This is a genomic window from Flavobacterium nackdongense, assembly GCF_004355225.1.
GTDB classification, from domain to species: Bacteria; Bacteroidota; Bacteroidia; order Flavobacteriales; family Flavobacteriaceae; genus Flavobacterium; species Flavobacterium nackdongense.
In genome coordinates this window covers 71,476-95,121 of record NZ_CP037933.1, presented here as the reverse complement: position 1 = coordinate 95,121, position 23,646 = coordinate 71,476, and the positions used below count along the sequence as shown (strand labels likewise).

Annotated in this window: 25 protein-coding genes and 1 other RNA gene; 9 read left to right on the top strand and 17 right to left on the bottom strand. The window is 34.3% G+C overall.

The features are described from left to right. Positions 1-6 precede the first annotated feature (6 nt). Positions 7-486, bottom strand: coding sequence for an Lrp/AsnC family transcriptional regulator (locus tag E1750_RS00390; RefSeq protein ID WP_103807030.1), 480 nt, complete (start codon positions 484-486; stop codon positions 7-9). Positions 487-526: 40 nt separating this feature from the next. Continuing rightward, the gene (locus E1750_RS00385; RefSeq protein ID WP_133274854.1) at positions 527-1,681 is read right to left on the bottom strand and encodes a M14 family metallopeptidase; all 1,155 of its coding nucleotides are present in this window, start codon (positions 1,679-1,681) and stop codon (positions 527-529) included. 314 nt (positions 1,682-1,995) lie between these two features. On the opposite strand from E1750_RS00385, the gene E1750_RS00380 reads away from it, so the two are divergent. Continuing rightward, entirely contained in the window at positions 1,996-2,475 is a 480-nt protein-coding gene (locus E1750_RS00380; RefSeq protein WP_133274853.1) for a helix-turn-helix transcriptional regulator, read from the top strand. A 1-nt stretch (position 2,476) separates the two neighbouring features. Here E1750_RS00380 and E1750_RS00375 read toward each other — a convergent pair whose 3' ends face one another. Beyond that, positions 2,477-3,034: a 1-acyl-sn-glycerol-3-phosphate acyltransferase gene (locus tag E1750_RS00375; protein ID WP_133274852.1), complete on the bottom strand. Its 558-nt coding sequence runs from the start codon at positions 3,032-3,034 to the stop codon at positions 2,477-2,479. 61 nt (positions 3,035-3,095) lie between these two features. On the opposite strand from E1750_RS00375, the gene E1750_RS00370 reads away from it, so the two are divergent. Further along, entirely contained in the window at positions 3,096-3,761 is a 666-nt protein-coding gene (locus tag E1750_RS00370; RefSeq protein WP_133274851.1) for a spermidine synthase, read from the top strand. A gap of 82 nt (positions 3,762-3,843) precedes the next feature. After that, complete coding sequence (locus E1750_RS00365; RefSeq protein ID WP_227873930.1) at positions 3,844-4,542, top strand: potassium channel family protein; 699 nt, start codon at positions 3,844-3,846, stop codon at positions 4,540-4,542. Positions 4,543-4,828: 286 nt separating this feature from the next. On the opposite strand, the gene E1750_RS00360 is transcribed toward E1750_RS00365, so the two are convergent. The 8 genes from E1750_RS00360 to E1750_RS00325 all read right to left on the bottom strand — a co-directional run bounded on the left by E1750_RS00360 (position 4,829) and on the right by E1750_RS00325 (position 11,932). Then, positions 4,829-6,217 (bottom strand): M16 family metallopeptidase, encoded by a 1,389-nt coding sequence (locus E1750_RS00360; RefSeq protein ID WP_227873929.1) that lies wholly within the window; start codon positions 6,215-6,217, stop codon positions 4,829-4,831. A 13-nt stretch (positions 6,218-6,230) separates the two neighbouring features. Continuing rightward, positions 6,231-7,544, bottom strand: coding sequence for a M16 family metallopeptidase (locus tag E1750_RS00355; RefSeq protein ID WP_133274849.1), 1,314 nt, complete (start codon positions 7,542-7,544; stop codon positions 6,231-6,233). A gap of 61 nt (positions 7,545-7,605) precedes the next feature. Then, a complete protein-coding gene (kdsB, locus tag E1750_RS00350; RefSeq protein WP_133274848.1) occupies positions 7,606-8,337 on the bottom strand; it encodes a 3-deoxy-manno-octulosonate cytidylyltransferase in 732 nt (243 codons plus the stop codon). A 40-nt stretch (positions 8,338-8,377) separates the two neighbouring features. Then, on the bottom strand, positions 8,378-8,863 hold the full coding sequence (locus E1750_RS00345) for a hypothetical protein (protein ID WP_133274847.1): 486 nt from the start codon (positions 8,861-8,863) through the stop codon (positions 8,378-8,380). 187 nt (positions 8,864-9,050) lie between these two features. Then, complete coding sequence (locus tag E1750_RS00340) at positions 9,051-9,326, bottom strand: Txe/YoeB family addiction module toxin (RefSeq protein WP_133274846.1); 276 nt, start codon at positions 9,324-9,326, stop codon at positions 9,051-9,053. Continuing rightward, positions 9,317-9,523: a DUF2683 family protein gene (locus tag E1750_RS00335; protein WP_133274845.1), complete on the bottom strand. Its 207-nt coding sequence runs from the start codon at positions 9,521-9,523 to the stop codon at positions 9,317-9,319. The genes E1750_RS00340 and E1750_RS00335 overlap by 10 nt, the downstream gene beginning before the upstream one ends. Positions 9,524-9,577: 54 nt before the next feature. Continuing rightward, positions 9,578-10,408, bottom strand: a complete 831-nt coding sequence (gene ygiD / locus E1750_RS00330) for a 4,5-DOPA-extradiol-dioxygenase (RefSeq protein ID WP_133274844.1) — start codon at positions 10,406-10,408, stop codon at positions 9,578-9,580. 102 nt (positions 10,409-10,510) lie between these two features. After that, positions 10,511-11,932 (bottom strand): ATP-dependent DNA helicase, encoded by a 1,422-nt coding sequence (locus E1750_RS00325; RefSeq protein WP_133274843.1) that lies wholly within the window; start codon positions 11,930-11,932, stop codon positions 10,511-10,513. A 167-nt stretch (positions 11,933-12,099) separates the two neighbouring features. Here E1750_RS00325 and E1750_RS00320 point away from each other — a divergent pair, with 167 nt between their 5' ends. Both E1750_RS00320 and E1750_RS00315 read left to right on the top strand, forming a co-directional pair. After that, the gene (locus tag E1750_RS00320) at positions 12,100-12,918 is read left to right on the top strand and encodes a DUF3822 family protein (protein ID WP_133274842.1); all 819 of its coding nucleotides are present in this window, start codon (positions 12,100-12,102) and stop codon (positions 12,916-12,918) included. Then, the gene (locus E1750_RS00315; protein WP_133274841.1) at positions 12,915-13,493 is read left to right on the top strand and encodes an RsmD family RNA methyltransferase; all 579 of its coding nucleotides are present in this window, start codon (positions 12,915-12,917) and stop codon (positions 13,491-13,493) included. The genes E1750_RS00320 and E1750_RS00315 overlap by 4 nt, the downstream gene beginning before the upstream one ends. Before the next feature lie 10 nt (positions 13,494-13,503). Here E1750_RS00315 and E1750_RS00310 read toward each other — a convergent pair whose 3' ends face one another. The 3 genes from E1750_RS00310 to rnpB all read right to left on the bottom strand — a co-directional run bounded on the left by E1750_RS00310 (position 13,504) and on the right by rnpB (position 16,249). Continuing rightward, the gene (locus E1750_RS00310) at positions 13,504-14,757 is read right to left on the bottom strand and encodes a cation:dicarboxylate symporter family transporter (RefSeq protein ID WP_133274840.1); all 1,254 of its coding nucleotides are present in this window, start codon (positions 14,755-14,757) and stop codon (positions 13,504-13,506) included. A 285-nt stretch (positions 14,758-15,042) separates the two neighbouring features. Beyond that, on the bottom strand, positions 15,043-15,903 hold the full coding sequence (locus tag E1750_RS00305) for a cupin-like domain-containing protein (protein ID WP_133274839.1): 861 nt from the start codon (positions 15,901-15,903) through the stop codon (positions 15,043-15,045). A 30-nt stretch (positions 15,904-15,933) separates the two neighbouring features. Continuing rightward, an RNA gene (gene rnpB, locus E1750_RS00300) (RNase P RNA component class A) lies at positions 15,934-16,249 on the bottom strand. Positions 16,250-16,403: 154 nt separating this feature from the next. Here rnpB and E1750_RS00295 point away from each other — a divergent pair. The 3 genes from E1750_RS00295 to E1750_RS17860 all read left to right on the top strand — a co-directional run bounded on the left by E1750_RS00295 (position 16,404) and on the right by E1750_RS17860 (position 18,884). After that, positions 16,404-17,069: a hypothetical protein gene (locus tag E1750_RS00295; protein WP_133274838.1), complete on the top strand. Its 666-nt coding sequence runs from the start codon at positions 16,404-16,406 to the stop codon at positions 17,067-17,069. 43 nt (positions 17,070-17,112) lie between these two features. Further along, positions 17,113-18,198, top strand: a complete 1,086-nt coding sequence (dnaX, locus tag E1750_RS00290; RefSeq protein ID WP_133274837.1) for a DNA polymerase III subunit gamma/tau — start codon at positions 17,113-17,115, stop codon at positions 18,196-18,198. An 89-nt stretch (positions 18,199-18,287) separates the two neighbouring features. Beyond that, complete coding sequence (locus E1750_RS17860; RefSeq protein ID WP_227873928.1) at positions 18,288-18,884, top strand: DNA polymerase III subunit gamma/tau; 597 nt, start codon at positions 18,288-18,290, stop codon at positions 18,882-18,884. Here E1750_RS17860 and E1750_RS00280 read toward each other — a convergent pair. Genes E1750_RS00280 through E1750_RS00270 form a run of 3 tightly spaced genes read right to left on the bottom strand, consistent with a single transcriptional unit; the run spans position 18,881 to position 22,403 of the window. After that, complete coding sequence (locus E1750_RS00280; RefSeq protein WP_133274836.1) at positions 18,881-19,810, bottom strand: Ppx/GppA phosphatase family protein; 930 nt, start codon at positions 19,808-19,810, stop codon at positions 18,881-18,883. The genes E1750_RS17860 and E1750_RS00280 overlap by 4 nt on opposite strands. 29 nt (positions 19,811-19,839) lie before the next feature. Beyond that, positions 19,840-21,912: a polyphosphate kinase 1 gene (ppk1, locus tag E1750_RS00275; protein ID WP_133274835.1), complete on the bottom strand. Its 2,073-nt coding sequence runs from the start codon at positions 21,910-21,912 to the stop codon at positions 19,840-19,842. Positions 21,913-21,917: 5 nt separating this feature from the next. Beyond that, the gene (locus E1750_RS00270) at positions 21,918-22,403 is read right to left on the bottom strand and encodes a SixA phosphatase family protein (RefSeq protein ID WP_133274834.1); all 486 of its coding nucleotides are present in this window, start codon (positions 22,401-22,403) and stop codon (positions 21,918-21,920) included. Between the two features lie 618 nt (positions 22,404-23,021). Here E1750_RS00270 and E1750_RS00265 point away from each other — a divergent pair. Further along, entirely contained in the window at positions 23,022-23,618 is a 597-nt protein-coding gene (locus E1750_RS00265; RefSeq protein ID WP_133274833.1) for a hypothetical protein, read from the top strand. The last annotated feature ends 28 nt before the right edge of the window (positions 23,619-23,646 follow it).

Genomic DNA, 23,646 nt, shown 5'->3' with positions numbered 1-23,646 from the left:
AATGAATTATATATCCTTGAATATAGTATGCATTAAACGCTTTTTATCATTGATGCTTTCTTCTAGAGAAATCATTGTTTCTGTTCTGTAAACGCCGTCGATATCATCAATCATAAAAATGACATCTTTGGCATGTTTGGTGTCTTTAGCTCTAATTTTGCAGAAAATATTAAATTTTCCGGTAGTCACAGAAGCCACAGTCACAAAAGGTATTTCGTTTATTCTTTGTAAAACGAATTTTGTTTGAGAGGTATTATTAAGAAAAACTCCAACGTAAGCTATAAAAGAATATCCTAATTTATCATAATCCAATACTAAGGACGAGCCCATAATTATTTCCGCATCCTCCATTTTCTTCACCCTAACGTGCACGGTACCTGCAGAAATTAATAATTTTTTAGCAATATCTGTAAAAGGAATTCTAGTGTTGTCAATCAACATGTCCAAAATTTGATGGTCTACTTCATCTAAACGAAACTTACTCATAATTCAATATTTTTAATATTTATAACTACAATTACAAATTCTATTGGGAAATTAATCCATTGATAACGGCAAAACCATTACTTAAATAAAAATCAGCTTTTTGATTTAATTTTGGAAAATTCTCATTTTCATCCTGATAAAGAGCCTCTTTTGCATCATATTCAAAATGTCCGAAAAAATTATCCAATTCTCCTATATGCACAATATAGGCATTAAAACAAATTTGATTATCAATTAATTCCTCTTTGTATTGTGCTGCAAATTTCGTGATTATTTCGATACCATCATAATTTATTTTGACATTTTTATATAAAAAATCATAAAAAACTACTTTATTTTGAGGAATACTCAAATATTTATCAAATTCGTTGTTGACTAAATCGTTTTCGTTAAGTCGTTGAAAACTGCATACCAAAGAAACAAAAACATATTTTCTGGTCTGTTCTCTTTGGTAGTCGTTTGGAAAATGCCCCGCTTCGAACAAAACGGTCGGCACGCCCAAGTACTGAAATGTATCTCCGATGCAATTGATATTGAAACCATCATCAAAACGCCCAATTTGCCCAGGAATAAGCTCCTGCAACACCTCATTTATGCCTGAAATAAGATTGATGGCTTTTAATCGATTCGCATTCACATCTCTCGTCTCGTTGTACGATGGTGCTAAAAATGACAATGTTGCTGGTTTCCCGGTGTCGCCAACCCCAAAAATAGTGCGCTGATCGTGCAAATTGAAACAAAAATGCGGTTGAAAATCTTCGAAAACTGCCCTTAATATTCTACTCTCAGGCTGGGAGAGATCTTGTGAGTCGCGATTCAAATCTACTTTATTAGCATTTTCCCTAGTGTATGCTTTTGCTCCATCTGGATTCAAAATGGGAATGCAACAAAAAGTAAAACTTTCAAGCAATGTTGTCGCTAATACAGTCTCCCCATTTAGAAAATGCAAAAAGTCAATCAATGCTTTTGTGGTCGTACTTTCGTTTCCGTGCATTTGTGACCAAAGGAAAATTTTTGTTTTTCCGCTCCCAATTTGGTAACTATAAATCGAAACCCCGAGTACCGATTTGCCAATTATTTTCAATTGATTCTTGGTATTCCATTTTTCAAAAATTGGCAGAATAGCATCTAAAGTTAGATAACGTCCCGCGATAGATTGATCTTTATATCGATCGTACAATTGTTCTAAATCCATGTGTGTAATTTTGCTTTACAAAAGTAAACATCTTTAAATTAACAATTGTAATTCTATTATTATTTCTAATAATTTAGAATTGTAAACATAATTTACAGGATAATTTTGATATAAAAGCAACGCTAAATTGATCTTTGTGAATTTATTTTTATTTTACATTTATTTAACTTATATCCAGTGTTTTAAAGTTAACTACTTCACTCATAAAATAACTATAAATCATTGTTTTTACCATCTATTTACATCTGTAACACTCGTTTGTAATTTGTTTTTGATTACATTTGTAACACTGAAAAATTAAAATGTAATTTACAATGATAAACACTGAAAGTTTTATAAAAAGATTAGAAATCATACTCGATTATTACAGCTTAAGTGCCTCTTCATTTGCCGATAAAATAGGCGCACAGCGTTCGAGTATGTCTCACCTACTTTCAGGCAGAAACAAACCAAGTTTGGATTTTATGCTTAAAATAATGGAAGTTTTTCCCGATGTAGATTTGTATTGGTTACTCAATGGAAAAGGAAGTTTTCCAAAATCGGAGGACGCAATTGAGACAAAAAGAGCAGCTCCTACTCCAATCCAAATAGAAACTATCGCAGCAACCAAAATTGAAAAAAGCATCGAAGCGGTTGCCGAAAAAATTTCGATTTCGGCAAATCTAACAGAAGCCACTAACGGGAGTATGTTTTCAAAAACACCATCTGTATTACCTCAAAAAACCGATACTGAAATTGAACGAATAGTTATTTTTTACAAAAACGGAACTTTCAAAACCTATGCTGAAGATTAAATCAATTTAGGGGAGTAAAACCATTTTCAGGAATCTTACCGAGGACTCCTTGAAAATGATCCAAAATAATTTTCAGGTCCTGCTCGTAATTCGCAGTTGGAAAAAACGGCTCGCCAACATTTACTTCTTTTTTACCAAAATCAAAAGCAACCGGAATTATAGGAACATTTGCTTTTAAGGCGATATAATAAAAACCAGACCTGAGTTCGCTAGTTTTTTTTCTGGTTCCTTCCGGAGAAATGGCCAAGCGGAATTCGGTATGATTTTCGAATATTTTTGCAATCGCTTCCACTTTATTCAAACTACCTACTCTATCAATAGGCGCTCCACCCATCCATCGGAAATAATAACCGAATGGAAAACGAAACAATTCTTTTTTTGCGATGAAATTCATTTCCAAACCCACAATTCCTCTGGTAAATATACCCAGATAGAAATCGTGCCAGCTCGTGTGCGGGAGAACCATTAAAACGCATTTTTTGATGTTTTCGTCAAATGCACCTGTGATTTTCCAACCCATCATTTTGAAGAATATCAATTTGTAAAAGCTTTTTTTCATTTGACCGCAATTTTTCGTAAAATTAGCATTATTCCCGTATTTTTGGTAAAAATAAATTCAAATGCTTCAAAAACTGCTCAGTTACATTTTTCCAATTACCATTTTTGAACAAAAATCGACCATTAGCAAAAGCTTGGAAGTAACTTGGGCGAATGGAAAATTGGTTTTAGACAGCTTGAACACGAACTATTCGTATGGTAATTTGCAGCGCATATTACGAAAAGGCCTAAAAGTCATTGGTTTCGAAAAAATAAAAGCAATGAATAATATTCTTGTGCTTGGCGTGGCAGGTGGCTCCGTAATCAGAACATTGGTAGATGAAATTGATTTCAAAGGTCAAATCACCGGCGTAGAAATTGACAAATCCATAATTGATATTGCCAATTCCTATTTTAAGCTCGATGCGATTCCTAATTTGGAAATAATTATTGATGATGCGGCCAATTATGCACTCAAAACAGCTACAAAATTTGACTTCATAATCATTGATATTTTTGAAGACACTCGAATGCCAGATTTTTTGTTTGAATTCTTTTTTGTTAACCGAATTTGCTTCTTATTGAAACCCAAAGGACGAATTCTTTTCAATACAATGCTTTTAAAACCAAAAGACAGCCAACGCAATTTGGAGTACTTGAAGCATTTTGACCCTAAAAAATATACTGTTTCCAGATTCAACAAAATGGACAAAACCAATGAGCTCATTTTAATTGAACGCAAATCATAATTATCAAGTTTCAACACTCTAAATCGGCAAATATTTTGTATATTAGAGGTCAATTCCATCTCGAGCGATTATGAAAAGGGTTTTGAAGAAATTATTTTTAGGAAATCTAGCTAAGATTCCAAAACCGGAATACAATCCTGTTCAAAAACGCGTGATGAACATCAAAGCGATTTGGAACAACAATCATCAAAATGACAACGGAATTGAAAAAATCGTTCGGTTGTTTCTCTCGTCCTCCCAATTACTTTTTCCCGGAGTTTACATCAAATATTTGGCTTATTTAAAAGGCTATGAATATCGTGATTTAGCTTTGGATTTGTATGTTATTTTGAAAATAGCCTTTCCCCTATTCATTTTAATTTATGAGTGGCAGAGCTACCATTATGTAATCTACATTATGATTTATTTATTGTTAGAAACCGTATTGTATATTCCCACTTTAATATTTGCTTCAGATATCATTTCGAAACCACGTTCTTATAAAAGATCGATGCTTTTGCTTTTTCTTAATTATATCGAAATCATTTTTTCGTTTGGCGTTTTGTATTCTTGCGGCAATTATTTGAATAAGCCCTTTACGCATTGGTTTGATGCCATTTATTTCAGCACAATCAATTCGGCTTCTATTGGCTATGGCGATTTTTATCCTATTACGATTATCGGAAAAATATTGGCGACAGCCCAAGCTTTTTTATTTTTATTTTTTGTAGTGCTGTTCTTGAATTTTTTCACTGCCAAAATAAAAGTCAAAGGGTATTTTGATATTGAAAATGAATCCTAATTTGAGTTCTACTGGGTTTTGTGTGAGAATAAATTTGAAATTAATTTAAACCACATAGAGAAAAGTATTCGAAATTGTTAAAAAAGATTGACATAGAAAATTCTTTTTGCACATAGTGCTATGAATACTATACAAAAGCGAAGCTTTCTAAAATAAAATCTATATTCTGATAGCTATCTAAACCATAATAAAAACTATGTGGTAAAAAAACTTCACAACATTTCCAGCAAAACCCTAATTTGAAATTATAGACCACAAAAAAAGGGAACTAAATCCCTTTTTGATCTTAATTTTTATTCTTAATGTCATCCGTTATTTGTACTTCGGTGACTTTGCCATATTTTTCAGCTACCTTTTTGATATCTGCCGATTTGCCTACTAACACAAATTGCAATTTATCTTTAGGGAAATATTGGGCTATAATTTGGTTGGCTTTGGCCAAATCGAGGCTGTCCACATTTTTTTCGAAATTATCGATAAATGATGGATCGAAATTGTACCAAAACATTTGCGACAGCAAACCAGCCAGTTGCTGATTGGTTTCATATTCAGGAGGGAATTGCCCTTTTACATAATTTTTGGCGGAACTCAAGGATTTTTCATCAATTCCGTTGGCGTGCAATTTTTTCAACACCTCAAGTGTCTTATCAATGGCAGCCTCTGTTGATTTCGACTCCGTAAAAGTGCTTATAAAGAAGGAGCCTCCATTTTTCAGCGTTCTAAATCTACTTCCGGCACCATAAGTCAAGCCCGAATTGACTCTAAGTTCATCGTTCAACATAGACGTAAATCGACCTCCAAAAAGGGTATTTACTACTTCGATAGCTACAAAATCAGGGTTATTTCGGCTAATCCCTTGTGAACCAATGTAAAAAGTAGTTTCTTTAGCATCTTCTTTGTTGACTAATAATACTTTATTTTCAGTAGGTTTTGCGATTGGTTTCGATGCCAAATTTTCTTTTTCAGCAGTTGCCTTTGCCCAAGCTGAAAATAAGTTTGATAACGTGGCTTTCATCTCTTTGGCACTAAAATCTCCAACGATGCAAATGGCGGCATCATTGGGTTTGTAATTGGCATTATAAAACTCTTTTACGTCTTTACTAGTTAGCTTATTTACAGTAGAAGTACTGCCATTAATTACATTACCATACACGTGACTTCCGAACAACATAGTGTCAAAATAAGGACCAATAACCGCTCTAGGGCTTTCTTTTTGTTGCTCTAGTGAGACTAGCACGCGGCTTTTCTCTTTTTCAAACTCTGCTGCATCAAAACTCGGATTGAGTAGCAATTCTTTGATAATATCCAATACTTTTTCGCGATCTTTTGCCGCAAAATTGGCATTGATGCCTGCAAATTCCTTGGTAGCATAAGTATCAACCGAGGCTCCAATGAAATCGAGTTCTTCATCTAATTTTGATTTGGGAAATTTTTTAGTTCCGTGTTTTAAAGCCGTAGCAGTCAAAGAGGCCAAACCTGCTTTATCATAATCATAAATAGCGCCCGCCGAAAGTATAATCGAGGCACTAATCGTGGGAACATCGTGTTGCTCCATCAGCGAAATAGTGAGGCCGTTGGGCAAAGTAAAGGTCGTGTACTTGGGCAATTTATAGCCTTGAGCCGATAGGTTTATACTAGCAACCAACAAGCAGAATATCAAGATTTTTTGTTTCATTCCTTCCATAATTTTATTCTTCAACATTTGTTTTTAATATTCCTACGGTTCGATTACTTTTTGTAAAATATTTTTGGGCTACACGTTGAACATCTGCCGCGGAAACCTTATTGTAATTGGCTGGTGCATCAAACATTTTGCGATAGTCACCAAAAAACACTTCGTAAGTCCCGATATTATTCGACTTGCCGTTAATGGTTTCGACTTGGGAATAAAACTGCATCAATTTCTGATTTTTAATTTTCTGCAGTTCTTTTTCGCTAATTCCTTCTTTTTTGATTTTTTCAATCTCAATGTAAATGGCTTGCTCCAAATCAATATCTTTTACATCTTTATTTGCCACAGCATATACATTGAAAAGACTAGGGTCAAAAGTGTCGCCATAATCGGTAAAAATCTGAGTCGCCACTTGTTTTTGATCGACAAGAGCAGCATATAATCTTGACGAATTACCACTAGAAAGTACGGAACTCAAAATATTCAAAGCATAGTAATCTTCGCTTTTTGATTCGGGCGTTTTATAACCAATGACCATATAAGGTGTTGCTACTTCCTTTTGAACAATAATTCTGCGTTCTCCCGTTTGCGCGGGCTCTACGATATGAACTTTGGGAGGTTCAGGTTGCGCTGGAATAGGTTCTAAATATTTCTTGGCTAATTCTTTCACTTTTTCCAATTTTAAAGCACCCGACACTACAACTACGCAATTGTTTGGCGCATAATAGGTTTTGAAATAGCGCTCTAAATCTTGCTGTGTCCAATTTTTCATATCATCTTCGTAACCAATAACTGGCCAATGGTAAGGATGTTCCTGAAAAGCGGTGGCCTGCATAGACTGCACTAAAAGTCGCCATGGAGAGTTTTCTAAACCAGTACGCCGCTCGCTCAACACCACTCCTCTTTCACTTTCGACCATTTTGGGGTCAATGCTCAGGCTGGCAATTCGGTCGCCCTCAAGATCAAACATAGTCTCTGCCGAAGCTGCCGGAAACCAGTCCGTGTAAACAGTCACATTTTCGGTGGTATAGGCATTATTAGAGCCTCCGTTGAATTCCATAGTTCGGTCAAATTGTTTTGGCCCATATTTTTTGGCCCCGTTGAACATCATGTGTTCGAAAAAATGAGAAAGCCCCGTAATTCCCTGATATTCATTTCGGCTTCCCACTTTGTAAAAAAAGTAAAGATTGGCGTTGGGAATCGAAAAATCTTCAACAACAAGAAATTTCATGCCGTTATTGAGCGTAAATGTTTTTACATCATCTGCTTTCATTTGAGCCTGACTTGTGACGGTCAGCAAAAGAGCCAGATGGAAAATTATTTTTTTCATAAATGATATAAATTAATTAAAGGTAAAACTACTGATTTTATTTTGGGATGCCAAGCTATTTTTATTCCGTAACCATTTTTCTTGCTTTTTCCAAATCTTCCACAGTGTCAATTCCAATACTTTTCTCTTGGGTTTCGACCATTTTGATGCGTTTTCCAAATTCTAGATAGCGTAATTGTTCTAATTTCTCGGATGCTTCCAAGGATTTCATTGGCCAGCTGTAAAAATCCAAAAGGGCTTGTTTCCTGAAAGCATAAATCCCGATATGTTGCATATAGCGAACTCCCACGTTTATTTCTCTTGGATACGGAATCACGGAACGCGAAAAGTACAACGCAAAACCACTTTGGTCGGTCACTACTTTTACATTGTTAGGATTGCTGATTTCGTCTTCCTCCGTAATTTCAAACATTAGGGAAGCCAAGTCTACTTTCATTTCGGCATCGTTTTTATAAACATCAATGAGTTTCTGTAAAGCCTCAGTGTTTATAAAAGGTTCGTCACCTTGTACGTTTACAACAATATCAACGTCCATATTTTCAACTGCTTCGGCAATTCGGTCGCTGCCCGATTCGTGTTCCTTGATGCTCATAATGGCTTTTCCTCCATTGGAAACTATTTCATCAAAAATCAAATCCGAATCAGTAACCACAAAAACATCGTCAAAAAGATTAGATTTTTTGGCTGCTTCGTAGGTTCTTAAAATCACAGTTTTTCCGCCCAAATCCTGCATTAGTTTGGCAGGGAATCGGGTTGAAGCGTAGCGCGCGGGAATGACTGCTATTGTTTTCATTTTTAATTATTTTTTGCCGCGAAGGCGCTAATTCAAAGTTTTATTTTAATTTTTTTGAAATATTAATTACCAAACATTTTGTTAATTCAAATACATTTTTGCTATTAATACTTTTTACATCCAAAAAAATATCTTGAGATGTACCATATCGTAAGAAATGTTTATTGTACAAAGAATTTAGTATAATTAATTCTCTCTGAATTTCTTTAACATTGGCATTAATTTTCAAATCATTTTTATAACGGTCATAAGCCTTTAAAAGATTATGCCCAATTTTTTTTTGTAGAATTGGATTATATTTATCATAGTCTTTAAAAAGCAATAGTGATTTAATAATAATTTCAAAACTTTGACAAAGTAAGTGAAGATAAACTGAATTTTCACTTTGTTTTCCTTTAATAAATTCTGCTGCTTCAAAAAATTCTTTCCCTTTTTGAAACATTGCATTAGCAATAATATCTTTACCTGATAGAGTCAATTTTAAAGTTGCAGACATAAAGCCTGGCATTGGTTTTTCTGGAATCATAGTTTTAATTCAAAAAATTAAGTTTATAACTAAATTGGTGTATTTATTAATTTTAAATAATTCAAATATAATCTTTTCGCACAAAACTTTCCTACATAATCTTCACCGAAGTCATACTCAACGAACCTGCGACTAATTTGTTAGCAAAAAAACAAAACCCCACTATATTTTAAAGTGAGGTTCAATTTTAAATATCTAAATCGGTGTAATGTCCTTTTAAACTATATATTAGCAAAATACCTTCATCAGGTATTTCATAAACAATACGATGTTCTTCGTTAATTTTTCTAGACCAAGTGCCTTGCAAATTATATTTTAATGCCTCTGGTTTTCCAATACCTTCAAATGGATTTTTCTTTATATCTTCAATCAAAAGTTTGATCTTTTTTTGGACTGCTTTATTGCCTGATTTTTGCCAAAAATCTACGTGTTCCCGTGCTTTTTTGGTTAGTTTTACTTCCATAAATCCTTGGTAGAAATTGTAGTACATTCACCGCGTTTATATTCGGCTCTACCTTCTTCAATTGAATTTACAAAATCAGGATTATAAGGACTATCTCCCTCGTTGATGGTCACATTTTTAACTCCTTTTAGATGTTCTAAAAGTGTTTTTACAAACGAAATGTTTTTTTCATCGACTTCAATCGTTATTGTACTCATGGTGACTTTTATTTTTACAAATATAGCAAAAAACATTTTTCTTAAATAACTTCCTTACATTATCTTCACCGAAGTCATACTCAACGAACCCGCCACTAATTTATCATTAAACAAACTCAGTTCTTCGGTTTTATCTTTTAGTCCCAAGGTATAAATCAAAGGCAAATAATGATCTGGCGTCGGAATCGCTAATTGGAATGCCTTACTTTGTTTTTCGTAATCAATCAGCGGTTGGAAATTGCCGTCCAATAAATAATTATTGATTGTTTCCCTGGCTTCAATCGCCCAATCGTAACCATAATTGTCTTTGTCAAAATTAGAAAAATCAACCAATCGCAAATTATGAATGATATTACCGCTACCAATTATCAGGATTCCTTTTCGGCGCAAATCGCTCAATTTCTTAGCCAATTCAAAATGGTATTGCGGTGATTTGGTGTAATCAATACTCAACTGGATTACGGGAATGTTGGCTTCGGGATGTAAATGTTTGACTACGCTCCAAGTCCCGTGATCCAAACCCCAATGCTCGTCGAGTTCAACGTCGATTGGTTTTAATAATTCCTTAGTTTTTATTGCTAATTCTGGACTTCCTTTCGCGGGATATTGCACTTCGAATAAGGCTTGTGGAAAACCTCCAAAATCGTGAATTGTTCTGGGCATTTCCATTGCGGTAACCTTCGTTCCATTAGTAAACCAATGCGCCGAAATACATAAAATGGCGTTGGGTTGTGGTAATGTTTTGGCCAAGTCTCGAAAACCAATCACAAACTCATTTTCTTCGATAGCGTTCATAGGACTTCCGTGTCCCAGAAATAAAACCGGCATTTTTTCGGTATTCGAAAAAGTGACTGAAATTTTATGTAAATCGTTTAATGTGTTCATAAAAAAACATTTAAATATTTTTAAACCATTAAGAGGTTTAAGAAGATTAAGATATTGCACTTAATGAACATTAATTTTCTTAATGGTTTAATTTTAAAATAATCAATCCACAAAACTATCGTCCTTAAATCCTATCAAATACAATTTATTTTTGGCTCTAGTCATAGCGGTGTACAACCACCGAATGTAGTCTCTATTGATGCCGTCTGGCAAATAGGGTTGCTCGACAAAAACCGTATTCCACTGCCCTCCTTGCGATTTATGGCAAGTAATGGCATAGGAAAACTTGACTTGCAATCCATTGAAATATTCGTTGGCTTTCACTTTTTGAAATTGCTTGAACTTAGGTTCGCCTTCGTAATCCTTCAAAACTTCCTGATACAATCGGTTCGATTCTTCGTACGTTAAGGACGGCGATTCACTTTTTATGGTGTCTAATAACAAGACTGTTTCGAATGGTTTTTGGTTGGGATAATCGACCATTCTTATTTTGACATTAGCAAACTTGAAACTGTATAATTCCTTAATATTGAAAATTTCAAGCACTTCGATGATGTCACCATTGGCAATAAAACCGGCTTCGTCGGAGTCTTTGAGCCAGAAATAATTGTTTTTCACGACCATCAAAAAATCACCAGTCGACAATTCACTTTCTTTATCGAGAATTTTCGAACGAATTTGCTCATTGTATTGATTGGCTCGTTTATTCGACCGAACGATAAAAGCCGTGTCCTCAATACTGTAATTGCTGTAAGCCGAATTGATCGCGTCCTGAATGTCATAACCATCGGTCAAACGAACAATATCTTTGAATTTCTTGAGGTCAAATTTGAATTCATCGATAAAGGAATCTTTCAATAGTTCACGAAGCTCCGTGGCATTATATAAGATTCCGGAATTTTCTTCCTGACGCATTACCTCGTCTAGTTCGATATGTTCGACTTCTTTGTAGTAATTTAAACCCAAAGTTTGAATGTCCAAAGCCGGACTAACATCCAAATTCACAGGTGGCAATTGGGCCGTATCTCCCAAAAGAATCATTTTGCAATTGGTTCCTGAATAGACATAGGAAATCAAATCATCAAGCAAAGAACCGTTTTCATACAATTTAGAATCCGAATTCGTGTCCGAAATCATTGAAGCTTCATCAACGATAAATATGGTGTTGGTGTGCTTATTTTGCTGCAAAGTAAATGAAACGCCACCACCTGAAGATTTCTTGGGAAAATAGATTTTCTTATGAATCGTAAAAGCAGATTTATTCGAATAATTGGCAATTACCTTGGCCGCACGACCTGTTGGCGCCAGCAAAACATATTTCTTATTAATCTCTAATAAATTATTGACTATGGTCGAAATCACGGTCGTTTTTCCTGTTCCGGCATATCCTTTCAAGACGAAAATCGTGTTGTTGTCTTTTTCAGTCAAGAAAATAGCGATTTTTTGAAAAAAAATATCCTGTTTATAAGTGGGTGTAAAAGGGAATTTTTTCTGTAAAAGACTATAAAAAAGGGAGGAATTCATTTGAAGTAATTTGACTGCAAAGTAAGGAAAAAGTTTATGAGTTTACAGGTTTATGAGTTTAAAATTGTTGGTTGAGAACAACTTTAAACAATTTTAAACTTCAAACAACTTTAACCTTTAAACCTTTAAACTTCTAAACTATAAAATAAATTTGTAAGTTTGCAACTATGTCCATTACTACTACCATTACCGATAAAAAATACAAAAAACTCTCACTTCAAGTTTCCTTGACCGGGCTTTCGTTTTGTGTTTTTGATACATTACATAACCAAGTGCTTTCCGTGAATGAAATCCATTTTGATACTTTTCATAAAGCGACCAAAATCGAAGAATTGTTCGGAGATGCTTTTCGAGAAAACCCTGAATTGAAGGATTCATATGACGAAATATTGGTCATTCACAACAACAATCTTTCGACCTTTGTACCGGAACCACTTTTTGATGAGAACTTCTTAGGAAGCTATTTGCAATACAATACCAAAGTTTTCGAAACTGATTTTTTTGCTTTCGATGAAATACCAAATTACCAAATGAACGCGGTTTACATACCGTATGTGAATATCAATAATTTTTTTATTGACCAATTTGGTTCCTTCAATTACAAACACGCCAATAGTATTTTAGTCAACAAACTTTTAGAAGTTTCCAGAAATAATGATGACAAAAAGATGATTGTCAATTTTAATCCAGGGCATTTTGAAATTATAGTTCTTCAAAACCAAAATTTATTGTTGTTCAATTCTTTTGATTATCAAACGCCGGAAGATTTTCTGTATTATTTGCTTTTCACTGCCGAACAAATGAATATGAATCCCGAGAATTTCAAATTGGAACTATTGGGAACGATTGCCGAAGAAGACGATTTTTATCAATTGGCTTACAAATACATTCGAAATGTGTCTTTGTTTGACGTAACGAATCAGCAAAAAAACAATCCCTTTACCACTGCCCAAAATCGGAAACATTTTATACTATTCCAATCGTGAGAATCATTTCAGGTAAATATAAAGGAAGACGTATTTTTCCGCCCAAAGGACTTCCCGTTCGCCCCACAACCGATATGAGTAAGGAAGCATTATTCAATGTTTTGAACAATCATTTCAATTTCGAAGGCTTGAAAATACTGGATTTATTCGCGGGAACCGGAAATATCAGTTTCGAATTTGCGTCACGTGGCAGCACACCAATCACTTCAGTCGATGCTGATTTTGGTTGTGTAAAATTCATCAAGCAAGTCGCAGCCGAATATGACTTCAACATCGCCGCCACCAAAAGCGATGTGTTTACTTTTTTAGAAAGAAACAAAGCCACTTACGACATTGTTTTTGCAGATCCTCCTTATGGTTTGGACCAAAAAACCTTTGAAAAAGTAGTTTTAACGGTTTTCGAAAAAAACATTTTACATGGAGATGGTATGATGATTATCGAACATTCCAAATACACCAAACTCGACCATTTAATTCATTTCTCCTTCAAGAAAAGTTATGGTGGTTCGATTTTTAGCTTTTTCGAATTAGAAAAAGTGGATGATATTGAAATTACCGATTTTGATGAATTGTAGTAGAATATAGTTAAAATTCTTCTAGGTTAGTATCTAAAATGGGATCGGCAAAATCATTTTCGCTTTTGGCAATTACAATTGTAGCCACAGTATTTCCGATAAGATTTGTAATGGCTCTTGCTTCGCTCATAAATTTATCCACGCCCAGCAAAAAAGCCAAACCTTCGACTGGAATTTTGTGAATGGCAGTTAAGGTAGAAGCTAAAACAATAAATCCACTTCCTGTAACTCCTGCAGCGCCCTTCGAGGTAATCATCAATAATCCGATGATGACTAGAATTTCGAAAAAGCTAAGCTGTACATCGTATAATTGCGCCAAGAAAATAACGGACATCGACAAATAAATAGAAGTCCCATCTAAATTGAACGAATAGCCGGTAGGAATCACCAAGCCTACTACCGATTTACTGCAACCCATTTTTTCCAACTTTAGCATAATGGATGGCAAGGCCGATTCGGATGAAGAGGTTCCCAAAACCAACAGTAACTCTTCTCTGATGTACTTCAACAAATCCATTATTTTTATTTTGTAGTAGCGGAGAATTCCACCTAGAACAATAAAAACAAACAAAAACATAGTTGCGTAAACAGAAATCATCAGTTTCCCTAATGGGATCAAGGTTGCTAAACCAAACTTCCCAATAGTATAAGCCATTCCGCCAAAGGCACCAATTGGAGCGAGATACATAACATATTTTAGCCCTAAAAAAACCACTTTTGAAAATCGCTCTAAAACTACAATCGTTTTTTCTCGGTGCTTGTAAAAATTGAGTGCGACACCCACAATAATTGCCACTAATAAAACCTGCAAAGTTAGGTTAGAAAGAAAGAATTGCATCCACGAAAAATCCTTCGATGCGCCTTGAGTATATTTGCTGGCATCTTGAATAGGCAAGCCCGTTTTATCAATTTTTCCAGGTTCAAAAAAATAGGCAACTGCAATTCCAATAGCAAGTGCCAAAGTAGAAACTATTTCGAAATACAGTAAAGCTTTGGCGCCAATTCGCCCGACTTTCTTTAAATCACCCATTCCTGAAATACCTAAAACAATCGTAAGAAATATGATTGGCGCAATAAAAAGCTTAATCAAATCGACGAAGGTTTTGCCAATAATTTCCATCTGAACACCAGCGGCAGGGAAAAAATGACCTAGCAAAATCCCTACAATGATAGCAATCAAAACCCAAAACGTAAGATTCTGTACTAGTTTAGAAAATAAACTTTTATTGTTGCTCTTGACTGCGTTGGAATTGGTGTTTTTCATCTATATCAGTGTGAATAATTTTTCCAAATATAGAACTACCTTTATATATTGAAAAAACCAATTTACAAAAATACTTAATACCAATTTTTTGAAAAATAAAACCTATTCTGAAGATGGATTACAATCAAAATTATCGTAAAGTAAATACTTGCGAAAGTCTTCGAATGCCGAAACTTCGCATTGGAATAAAAAAACAGATGTTTTCCCGATAAAACTACTTTTGCACCGGTCTAATTTGAATACGTAAAATGCTCCGAAAACTTATTGGAATACAGGCTGTGCGTCTTACAATTTTTTATTGGTGTTGATTATCGCTTGATTGTTTTTATAATCAATCCACTCTTGACCTTTCCATTTGCGCATCACAACATCGTAATGTCTCATTACAAATACATTGAATGCCGCTTTGCCAAGATTATTGATTTTTCTAGGAAAAGCTCTCAAACTCATTGAAAAACCAGGCGTTAGATACTTCATATAATGCCAATATCCTTCTGGCATATAAAGCATTTCGCCGTGTTTCAAATTGCAAATCATACCTTTTGCTTTTTGTAAGGCAGGCCACTTTTCGAAATCAGGATTGTCAAAATCGATATCTTCCCTTGAAATTAAAGAATGGGGTACCTTATATAGGTAGGGAGTTTCTGAGGGTGGGAATAAAATACATTGCTTTTTTCCGTGAAAATGAAAATGAAGAATGTTGGAGTAATCAATATCAAAATGCATAAAAACTTTCGAATTTTCGCCTCCAAAAAACAACATTGGCAATTGTTTTACTAATCGAAGTCCAATTTTAGGCCATTTGAAATCGTTTTGAAGTACCGATACCTCCTGCATTAAATTGTATAAAAAAATACGATAATTGGTTGGTGTCTCTTGCAGCAAATCGATGTAATCGCTCATTTTCATCTTGGCATGAGCCTCATTAAAACCATCTTTATGAGAAACAGGTCTATCATCATATAATGGCACCGTTTTATCACCAGCTACTTGCTTTATGTATTCTAAATTCCATTTTTGATACGCAGGCCAATCGGTTGTTAGCTGCTCAATGACTAGTGGTTTTTGTTTTTTTACATAATTATTAAAAAAATCCTCTTTCGAAATGGTTTTTACCCGAGGAATTTCAACAAGATTCAATTTCATCGTTTTTAAGAAATAAATTTGAAAATAAATAAAAAAAGCAGACCTATAAGCCGGGTTCTGTCACCAATAAATGGTGCCTTATCATTTATCTAGGCACGAAATTACTCGCGTGCTCCATCTTTCTACCCTTCGACAACGGGCGAGAACCCTTAAATGCCGATATACTTGAAATTTCACCGCATAGAGTTTACCTGGTTTCACTACAGCATTACCTGTACCTGCTTTCTGTTGCACTTGTCCTAATCCGATTACTCGAACCGACGGGTGTTACCCGCTATGCTTCTCTGTGGTGTCCGGACTTTCCTCCCTCCCGATAAATCGAGACGGCGATAAGGCGGTCTGCAGCGCAAAAATAAGGATTTTTGATTTTAGATTGTAGATTTTAGATTTTAGATTTTTTCATTGAAATTGAAATTGTAATTGATATTGCTATTAAAATTGATTTTTGATAATTACAATTTCAATTAAAAACCTTATTATTGTATGTAAAATTTTCAAAAATGAAACTGCACAATCTAATCCTTTTAATTATTTGTTTATCAATTACTAATAAATCATTTGCCTGTAAATGTGTCGAATATGATAAAGAAAAAATGGTTGAATATGGTTTAAAAAAATACGATATGGTATTTTACGGAGAATTAATAAAACGTGACACAATTAATCAAACCTATAGTTTTAAAATCATAGAACTTTTCAAAGGAATTTTTATATCAAAGACTATTGAAGGTGTTTCTGAAGGAAGCGATTGTGGATTATTTCCAGATAAAAAAGGATTATGGATTGTTTATGGAAATTTCAACAATGATAATAAACTGTCTCTGAGTATGTGTTCACCAACACAATCGCAAGATTTTGGACTAGGTTGGCCTCCTCCTCCCGAATTTAAACGTGATAAATTTGGCAAAATCATCGAGCCTACTGAAACTGATTCTGAAATCAACTACTTGAAATTTAACATAGAAACTTTGAGAAGTTTTATTTACCAATTAGAAAAATTAAGAGCTTATAAATTATCTCAAAATAAACTTCCTAAAAATCAAAAAAATGTAATTTACGACAAAGCTTTAATCATTTCTTTGATTATCAATACGCTATTATTTTCGATGCTAATTTTTATATTGGTAAAGAAAAGATTTTCTTCAAATAAACAAATTAGCGAATAAACAAATCAACTAAAATCTTATATTTGCTAACCAATAAAAATCTATGGAACAATTTGTAGTGTCGGCTCGTAAATACCGTCCACAAACATTTAATGATGTTGTGGGACAAAAAGCCATTACTAGTACTTTGTTACACGCTATAGAGAGCAATCACTTGGCTTCTGCCCTATTGTTTACTGGTCCTCGTGGCGTTGGAAAAACCACTTGTGCTAGAATTCTTGCTCGTAAAATCAACCAACCAGGTTATGATGATCCGAATGAAGATTTTGCCTTCAATGTTTTCGAATTGGATGCGGCTTCGAACAATTCAGTAGATGATATTAGGAATTTGATTGACCAAGTTCGGATTCCACCGCAAACCGGACAATATAAGGTGTATATTATTGACGAGGTGCATATGTTGTCTTCGGCAGCTTTTAATGCTTTCTTGAAAACATTAGAAGAACCACCAAAACACGCCATTTTCATCTTGGCTACGACCGAAAAACACAAAATAATTCCAACGATTCTTTCTCGTTGCCAGATATTTGATTTTAAAAGAATCACCGTAAAAGACGCCAAAGAACATCTTGCCGAAGTCGCTTTTAGCCAAGGCGTGAATTATGAAGACGATGCTTTGCACATTATTGCCCAAAAAGCAGATGGTGCGATGCGTGATGCTTTGTCTATTTTTGACCGAGTGGTTTCCTATTGTGGTAGCAATTTGACCCGACAAGCTGTTACTGAAAATCTGAACGTTTTGGACTATGAAACGTACATCAACGTGACCGATTTAATTTTGGAAAACAAAATTCCAGAATTATTAGTCGCTTTTAACGATATTCTCTCCAAAGGATTTGATGCACATCATTTTGTTTCTGGATTGGCTTCGCATTTCAGAGATTTATTGGTTTCGAAAACGCCTTCTACTTTATCCTTGTTGGAAGTGGGAGAACAAGCCCAAAAATTATATGGCATACAATGTCAAAAAGCGTCGCAGGATTTCTTATTGAAAGGAATTGAAATTGCCAACGACTGCGATTTGAAATACAAACTGAGTCAAAACCAACGACTATTAGTTGAACTTTGCTTGATGCAACTGGCCTCCATCACCTTCGATGGAGAAAAAAAAAAGTTGAGCAATATATAATTCCACCTACTTATTTTAGGAAAACCGATTATTCGATTGTTGAAACTAAACAGGTTTCAGATAGCAGAACGCAGTCAGCAGAAGGCAGTTTGCAGAATACAAAAGTTACAGAACCTAAAGTTGAAGTTATTCCTTCTGATGTAATTGTACCAGCAGAAACGACAAATTCCCAACAGCGAACTAGCGATAACGAACTGGTGAAGCAAACCAGCAACCTTACCGAAGGACCGAAATTTTCAGCACTATCCCTTTCTAGTATCCGAGCCAAAAGAGAATTACTAGAAAGCACTAAAGGAATTGTAAAAGAAGAAGTTCATCTTCCTACGGAGCCTTTTAACGAAACCGATATGCTCCTACAATGGAGCAAATATGCGCAACGTTTGGGCGATAAAGGACACAAAATTATGGAATCGCTTTTATTAATCAGTGATCCAAAATTAGAAGGCACGACGATAACCCACGAACTGCCCAACGACAGTACGAAGATTGAATTTGAATCGGAAAAACTGGAACTTTTAGGATATCTTCGAGGCAAATTGCACAATCACGACATTACCATTGATGTTGTGGTTAATGAAAAAGTGGAGAATAAATTTGCTTTTACACCTTTGGATAAATACAACCGATTGAATGAAATAAATCCTAATTTGGAATTATTGAAAAGGACTTTCGATTTGGATATTTAAATCTTTCCGTAATACATTGCTTTTACAATTCCATCGGAAAGTCCAATTTTTGGCACATAAATGTTTCTAGCTCCACTCCATTTCATCGCGTTAAGATAGATTTGTGTTGCAGGGATAATTACGTCGGAACGGTCGGGATTCAAACCTAGCTCTGAGATCCTTTGCTCATAAGTAAGAGAATTCAAATAGGCATATTGCGAGTTCAAATAAATATAAGACATGGGTTTGTCTTGCAATTTACCCGACATTTTGAATAATTTATTGATATTTCCACCTGAACCAATTAGAATTACATCTTCATACTCTTGAGTATTTGCTTTGATCCATTTTTCCATTTCTTGCCAAACAACATCACAAACCATTTTATTCAGAAACCGAACTGTTCCTGCTTTGAATGATTTAGAAACGACAATTTTGCTATTAGAAAACAAAGAAAATTCGGTGCTACCTCCACCAACATCTACATACAAATAGGTTTTGTCTGATTTTAAAAGATGATGCAAATCCGTTGATGCGATAATAATTGCCTCTTTTTTACCATCAATAATTTCGATATCGATTCCTGCTTTTTCTTTGATAATTTCGACAACTTCCTGTCCATTATATGCTTCACGCATAGCCGAGGTTGCCAATGCTTTGTATTTTTCAACTTTATGCACTTTCATCAAAAGGCGAAATGCTTTCATGGCATCGATCATTCTATCGATGTTTTCCTCTGAAATTTCGCCCACCGTAAAGGAATCTTGTCCCAAACGAATAGGCACACGAACCAAGGAGTTTTTATTGAATTGCGATTCTTTGCCTTCTTGTTCGACAATATAAGTAATCAATAAACGCATGGCATTCGACCCAATATCGATGGCCGCATATTTTTTGATATTGAGACTTTCCTGTTGAATGGGTTTAATCGCAGTTGGGTTCAGCATTATACTTTATATTTTGGAAATGAATCCGATTAAACATTGGAGTTACTAACTTCTACTTTATCTTGATGGTAATTATAAGTTTCAAATTGGGCTCTAAAAACAGGTTCGTAGCCTTTTCGAGCGCGATATTTGTTATCTAATTTCTCTGAATGAATGCGAGCTTTTACATTTCCTTTCCAGCCGATATCAAATATTTCTATCAATTCCTTTTTAATTTTTTCATCATAAATCGGACAAGTAACTTCGACTCTAGCATCGAGATTTCGGGTCATAAAATCGGCCGAAGAAATGTACACTTCTGGATCACCAGCATTTCCGAAGATATATATTCTGGAATGTTCGAGATAATTATCGACAATACTGATGGCTTCGATATTTTCACTCATACCAGGAACGCCCGGAATCAGGGAACAAATGCCTCTCACTTCGAGTTGAATTTTTACTCCTGCATTGCTGGCTTCGTATAATTTATCAATGAGTTCAAAGTCGGATAAACTATTCATTTTTAACTTTATATAAGCTTCTTTACCATTCGATGCATGAAAAATTTCACGATCAATCATTTTATTGAAACGAGATCTAGTGTAATGAGGCGAAACAATCAAATGTTTGTAACGAAACAAACGATAATTAATTTCAAAAAATTCAAATATTTTAGATGCGTCTTTCAATATTTGCTGATGACTTGTCAGGAGCGTGACATCGGTATAAATTTTAGCTGTTTGTTCGTTGAAATTCCCCGTTGAAATAAAGCCATAGCGCTTGATAGCATCGTCTTCGATTCTTTCGATAACGCAGACTTTAGAATGCACTTTAAGCCCTTTTATTCCAAAAATAAGATGAATACCCTCAGTTTGCATTTGTTCAGAATAGGAAATATTCGAAGCTTCATCGAAACGCGCTTGTAATTCGATTTGGACGGTTACCTTCTTCCCATTTTTGGCTGCATTAATTAGAGAACTAATAATTTGCGAATTTTTGGCCAATCGATATAAGGTAATTTTTATAGAAGCTACTTTTGGATCTAAAGCTGCTTCGCGCAAAAACTTGGTGAGGTATGAAAACGACTGATAAGGTGCGTGAATTAAATAATCTTTTTTACTGATTTTTTCTAAAATACTGCCCTCCAGGTTGAGTCCCGGCACAGGCAAAGGGCTATTTGTTTTATACAATAAATCGAACCTTCCCAGATTTGGAAACTTCATATAATCACGTCTATTGTGGTATTTTCCTCCCGGAATTATACTATCGGAAGCGATAATATGCATTTTATCCAAAATAAATTTCAATGTGTCTCTTTCGATTAATTCATCATAAATAAAACGAACAGGTTCCCCTATTCTTCTGTCTTTTACGCTAGAAGCAATTTTTTCGAGCATACTTTTACTCAAATCGCTATCCATTTCTAATTGTGCATCCCGAGTAATTTTGATCATGTGAGCGGAGATGGTCTCATAGTCAAAAATATTGAAAATACTGCCCAAATGTTGTCGTATCACATCATCCAACAAAATCACATATTGTTTTTCGTCAATTGAAGGCAGTACAACAAATCGGTTGATGGTATTTGGAATTTCGATTAAAGCATAATGCACCTCCGCATTTTTTTTCATCACTAATTTCACTGCCAAATACCCGACAGAATCCTTTAAAACGGGAAATTCTGCCAAATCATTCAAGATTATGGTAATCAATTCAGGGCTAATTTTTTGAATAAAAAAGTCTTTCAAAAATAATTCCTGCTCATCTGAAATATGATTTTCGTCTATAATAAAAATATTTTCAGTTTCTAGCTTGGCTTCGATGGTATGCAGAATTTTTAAACTTTCGGATTGCTGTTTGATAACAATTTCGGTAATTTCTTTCAACAATTGATGAGCCGAAATTCCACCAAAATGATTTTTTCCGGATATGCCAGACAAACTCAATCGACGGATGGCAGCAAAACGAACTCTAAAAAACTCATCCAAATTATTAGAAAAAATTCCTAAAAAACGGAGTCTCTCCAGTAGCGGCACTGCATCATCAGCAGCCTCCTGAAGTACTCTCGCGTTGAAGCTCAACCAACTTTTTTCTCTTTCAATATATCTATATTTATGCACGCTGTTTATTTTAAATTTTTGGGGAATAGTGTTTTTATTGTTTTGCCATTTGCGATGGTATCCCAACTTTCAGCTTCAAATTGAATCCAAACGAATCCTGCAGTGGGGACATTATCGATGAAAATGTTTCCAAATTTATTGACAAAATTTGTAATGGCATCGTTATGCCCAAAAATAATAACATTATCGATATTATTACGAATTGATTTGATAACCTTTTCTAATTTATATGCATCAAAAGTATAAAGATTGTCACTAAAAACGATACTTTCTGCGGGATATAAAATAGTCTTTGCAAAAATTAGTGCGGTTTCGCGTGCCCGTTTTGCTGAACTCGAATATATTACGAAAGATGAAGGCAAATAATTTAAACTATACCGAGCGACTGAATGTGCATCTTCTATCCCTCTGTGTTCTAAAGTTCTATCGAAATCTTGAACAGGAGCATCCCAAGAGGATTTTGCGTGTCGCATGAGAATTAGGTTTTTCATAGGCCTGTCGATTAGAGGGTAAAAAAATAAAAGTTTAAAAGTAAAATTTCAAATTAGCTTGTTAAAACTAGGATATTTAGTGTAAAAAATGTACATTACATACAAATATTGAACCTGATACCCCAATAAATTATGCACAAATAAATGCCAAATTATTTCAAAATAGAATTGTATTACTACAGATTAAAATTTATGATATTAATTACGAAAAAATATTATTAGTTTTTTGTAGTATAAAACTTTCTAATAACTTATTTTATGCACTTAAACAGTGTTTTTTTGCATTTTATCGATGTTTTTTGTCGAAGCTATTGTTTTTTGATTTAGATTTGAATTGTTAAACAACAGAATTATGCTTTAAAACTGTTAATAATCAGGATATTATAAATAATCTTATTGCATTATTATCAAAATAACACTAGTAAAATACAAAAACCTCATTAAAATAGCAGAAAAAATGAAAATAATGTGGTTTAACGGATATTTCAGTCATTAGTAGAATAAAAGAACATAATTAGTTAAATCATAATTAATTTTACAAACAAAAACATTGCTATTCATACAAATATAGTTGTTTAAGCAAATGCTACCATTTCAGAACGATAAAATAGTGAATTTATGAAAAAAAATGCTCCAAATCAATTTGTTTCTTTTAAAAACAATTTGAACTCAGTTCAACAAAAGGGTTCCCTCGCCTTAAAGAGAGTTATCTTTTTGCTGCTTTTTTCGCTTTCTATTGTACATATTTCTGCTCAAAGCAGAAACACAGTTACGCCAAATGTCTTGGATGTCAATTCTTATATTGCAAGTCTAAAAGTAAACTCTTCAAGTAATCTTAAAACAAAATCCAACATTTCCACAGCGCAATATGTTGAAAATCTTGTTTTTGGAATCCAGCCAGCGGTTTATTATCAATCGGGAATAATAAAAAATTATGGGGAAAATCCGGTAAAATTATTTACGGATGTATCGTCAATTAAAAGTATGATTAATGACAATTTTTCTAGAGAGAACATAGAAATTGTAGTCATAAAAATTGATAATACTTTCGATGTAAATTCAAAAATTGATTTGCTCAACTTCGCAAATTTATCCAAATTGAAATACATCTATATTTTATCTACTGTAAATACAACAGATGCAGTCGTTGCAAACATGTTTCTCAATTACGCTAACCAATATGGTATTTTTTATAAAATTCAATTTTCAGAATAAGCACTGTTGGTCAATTAATACAAATCAT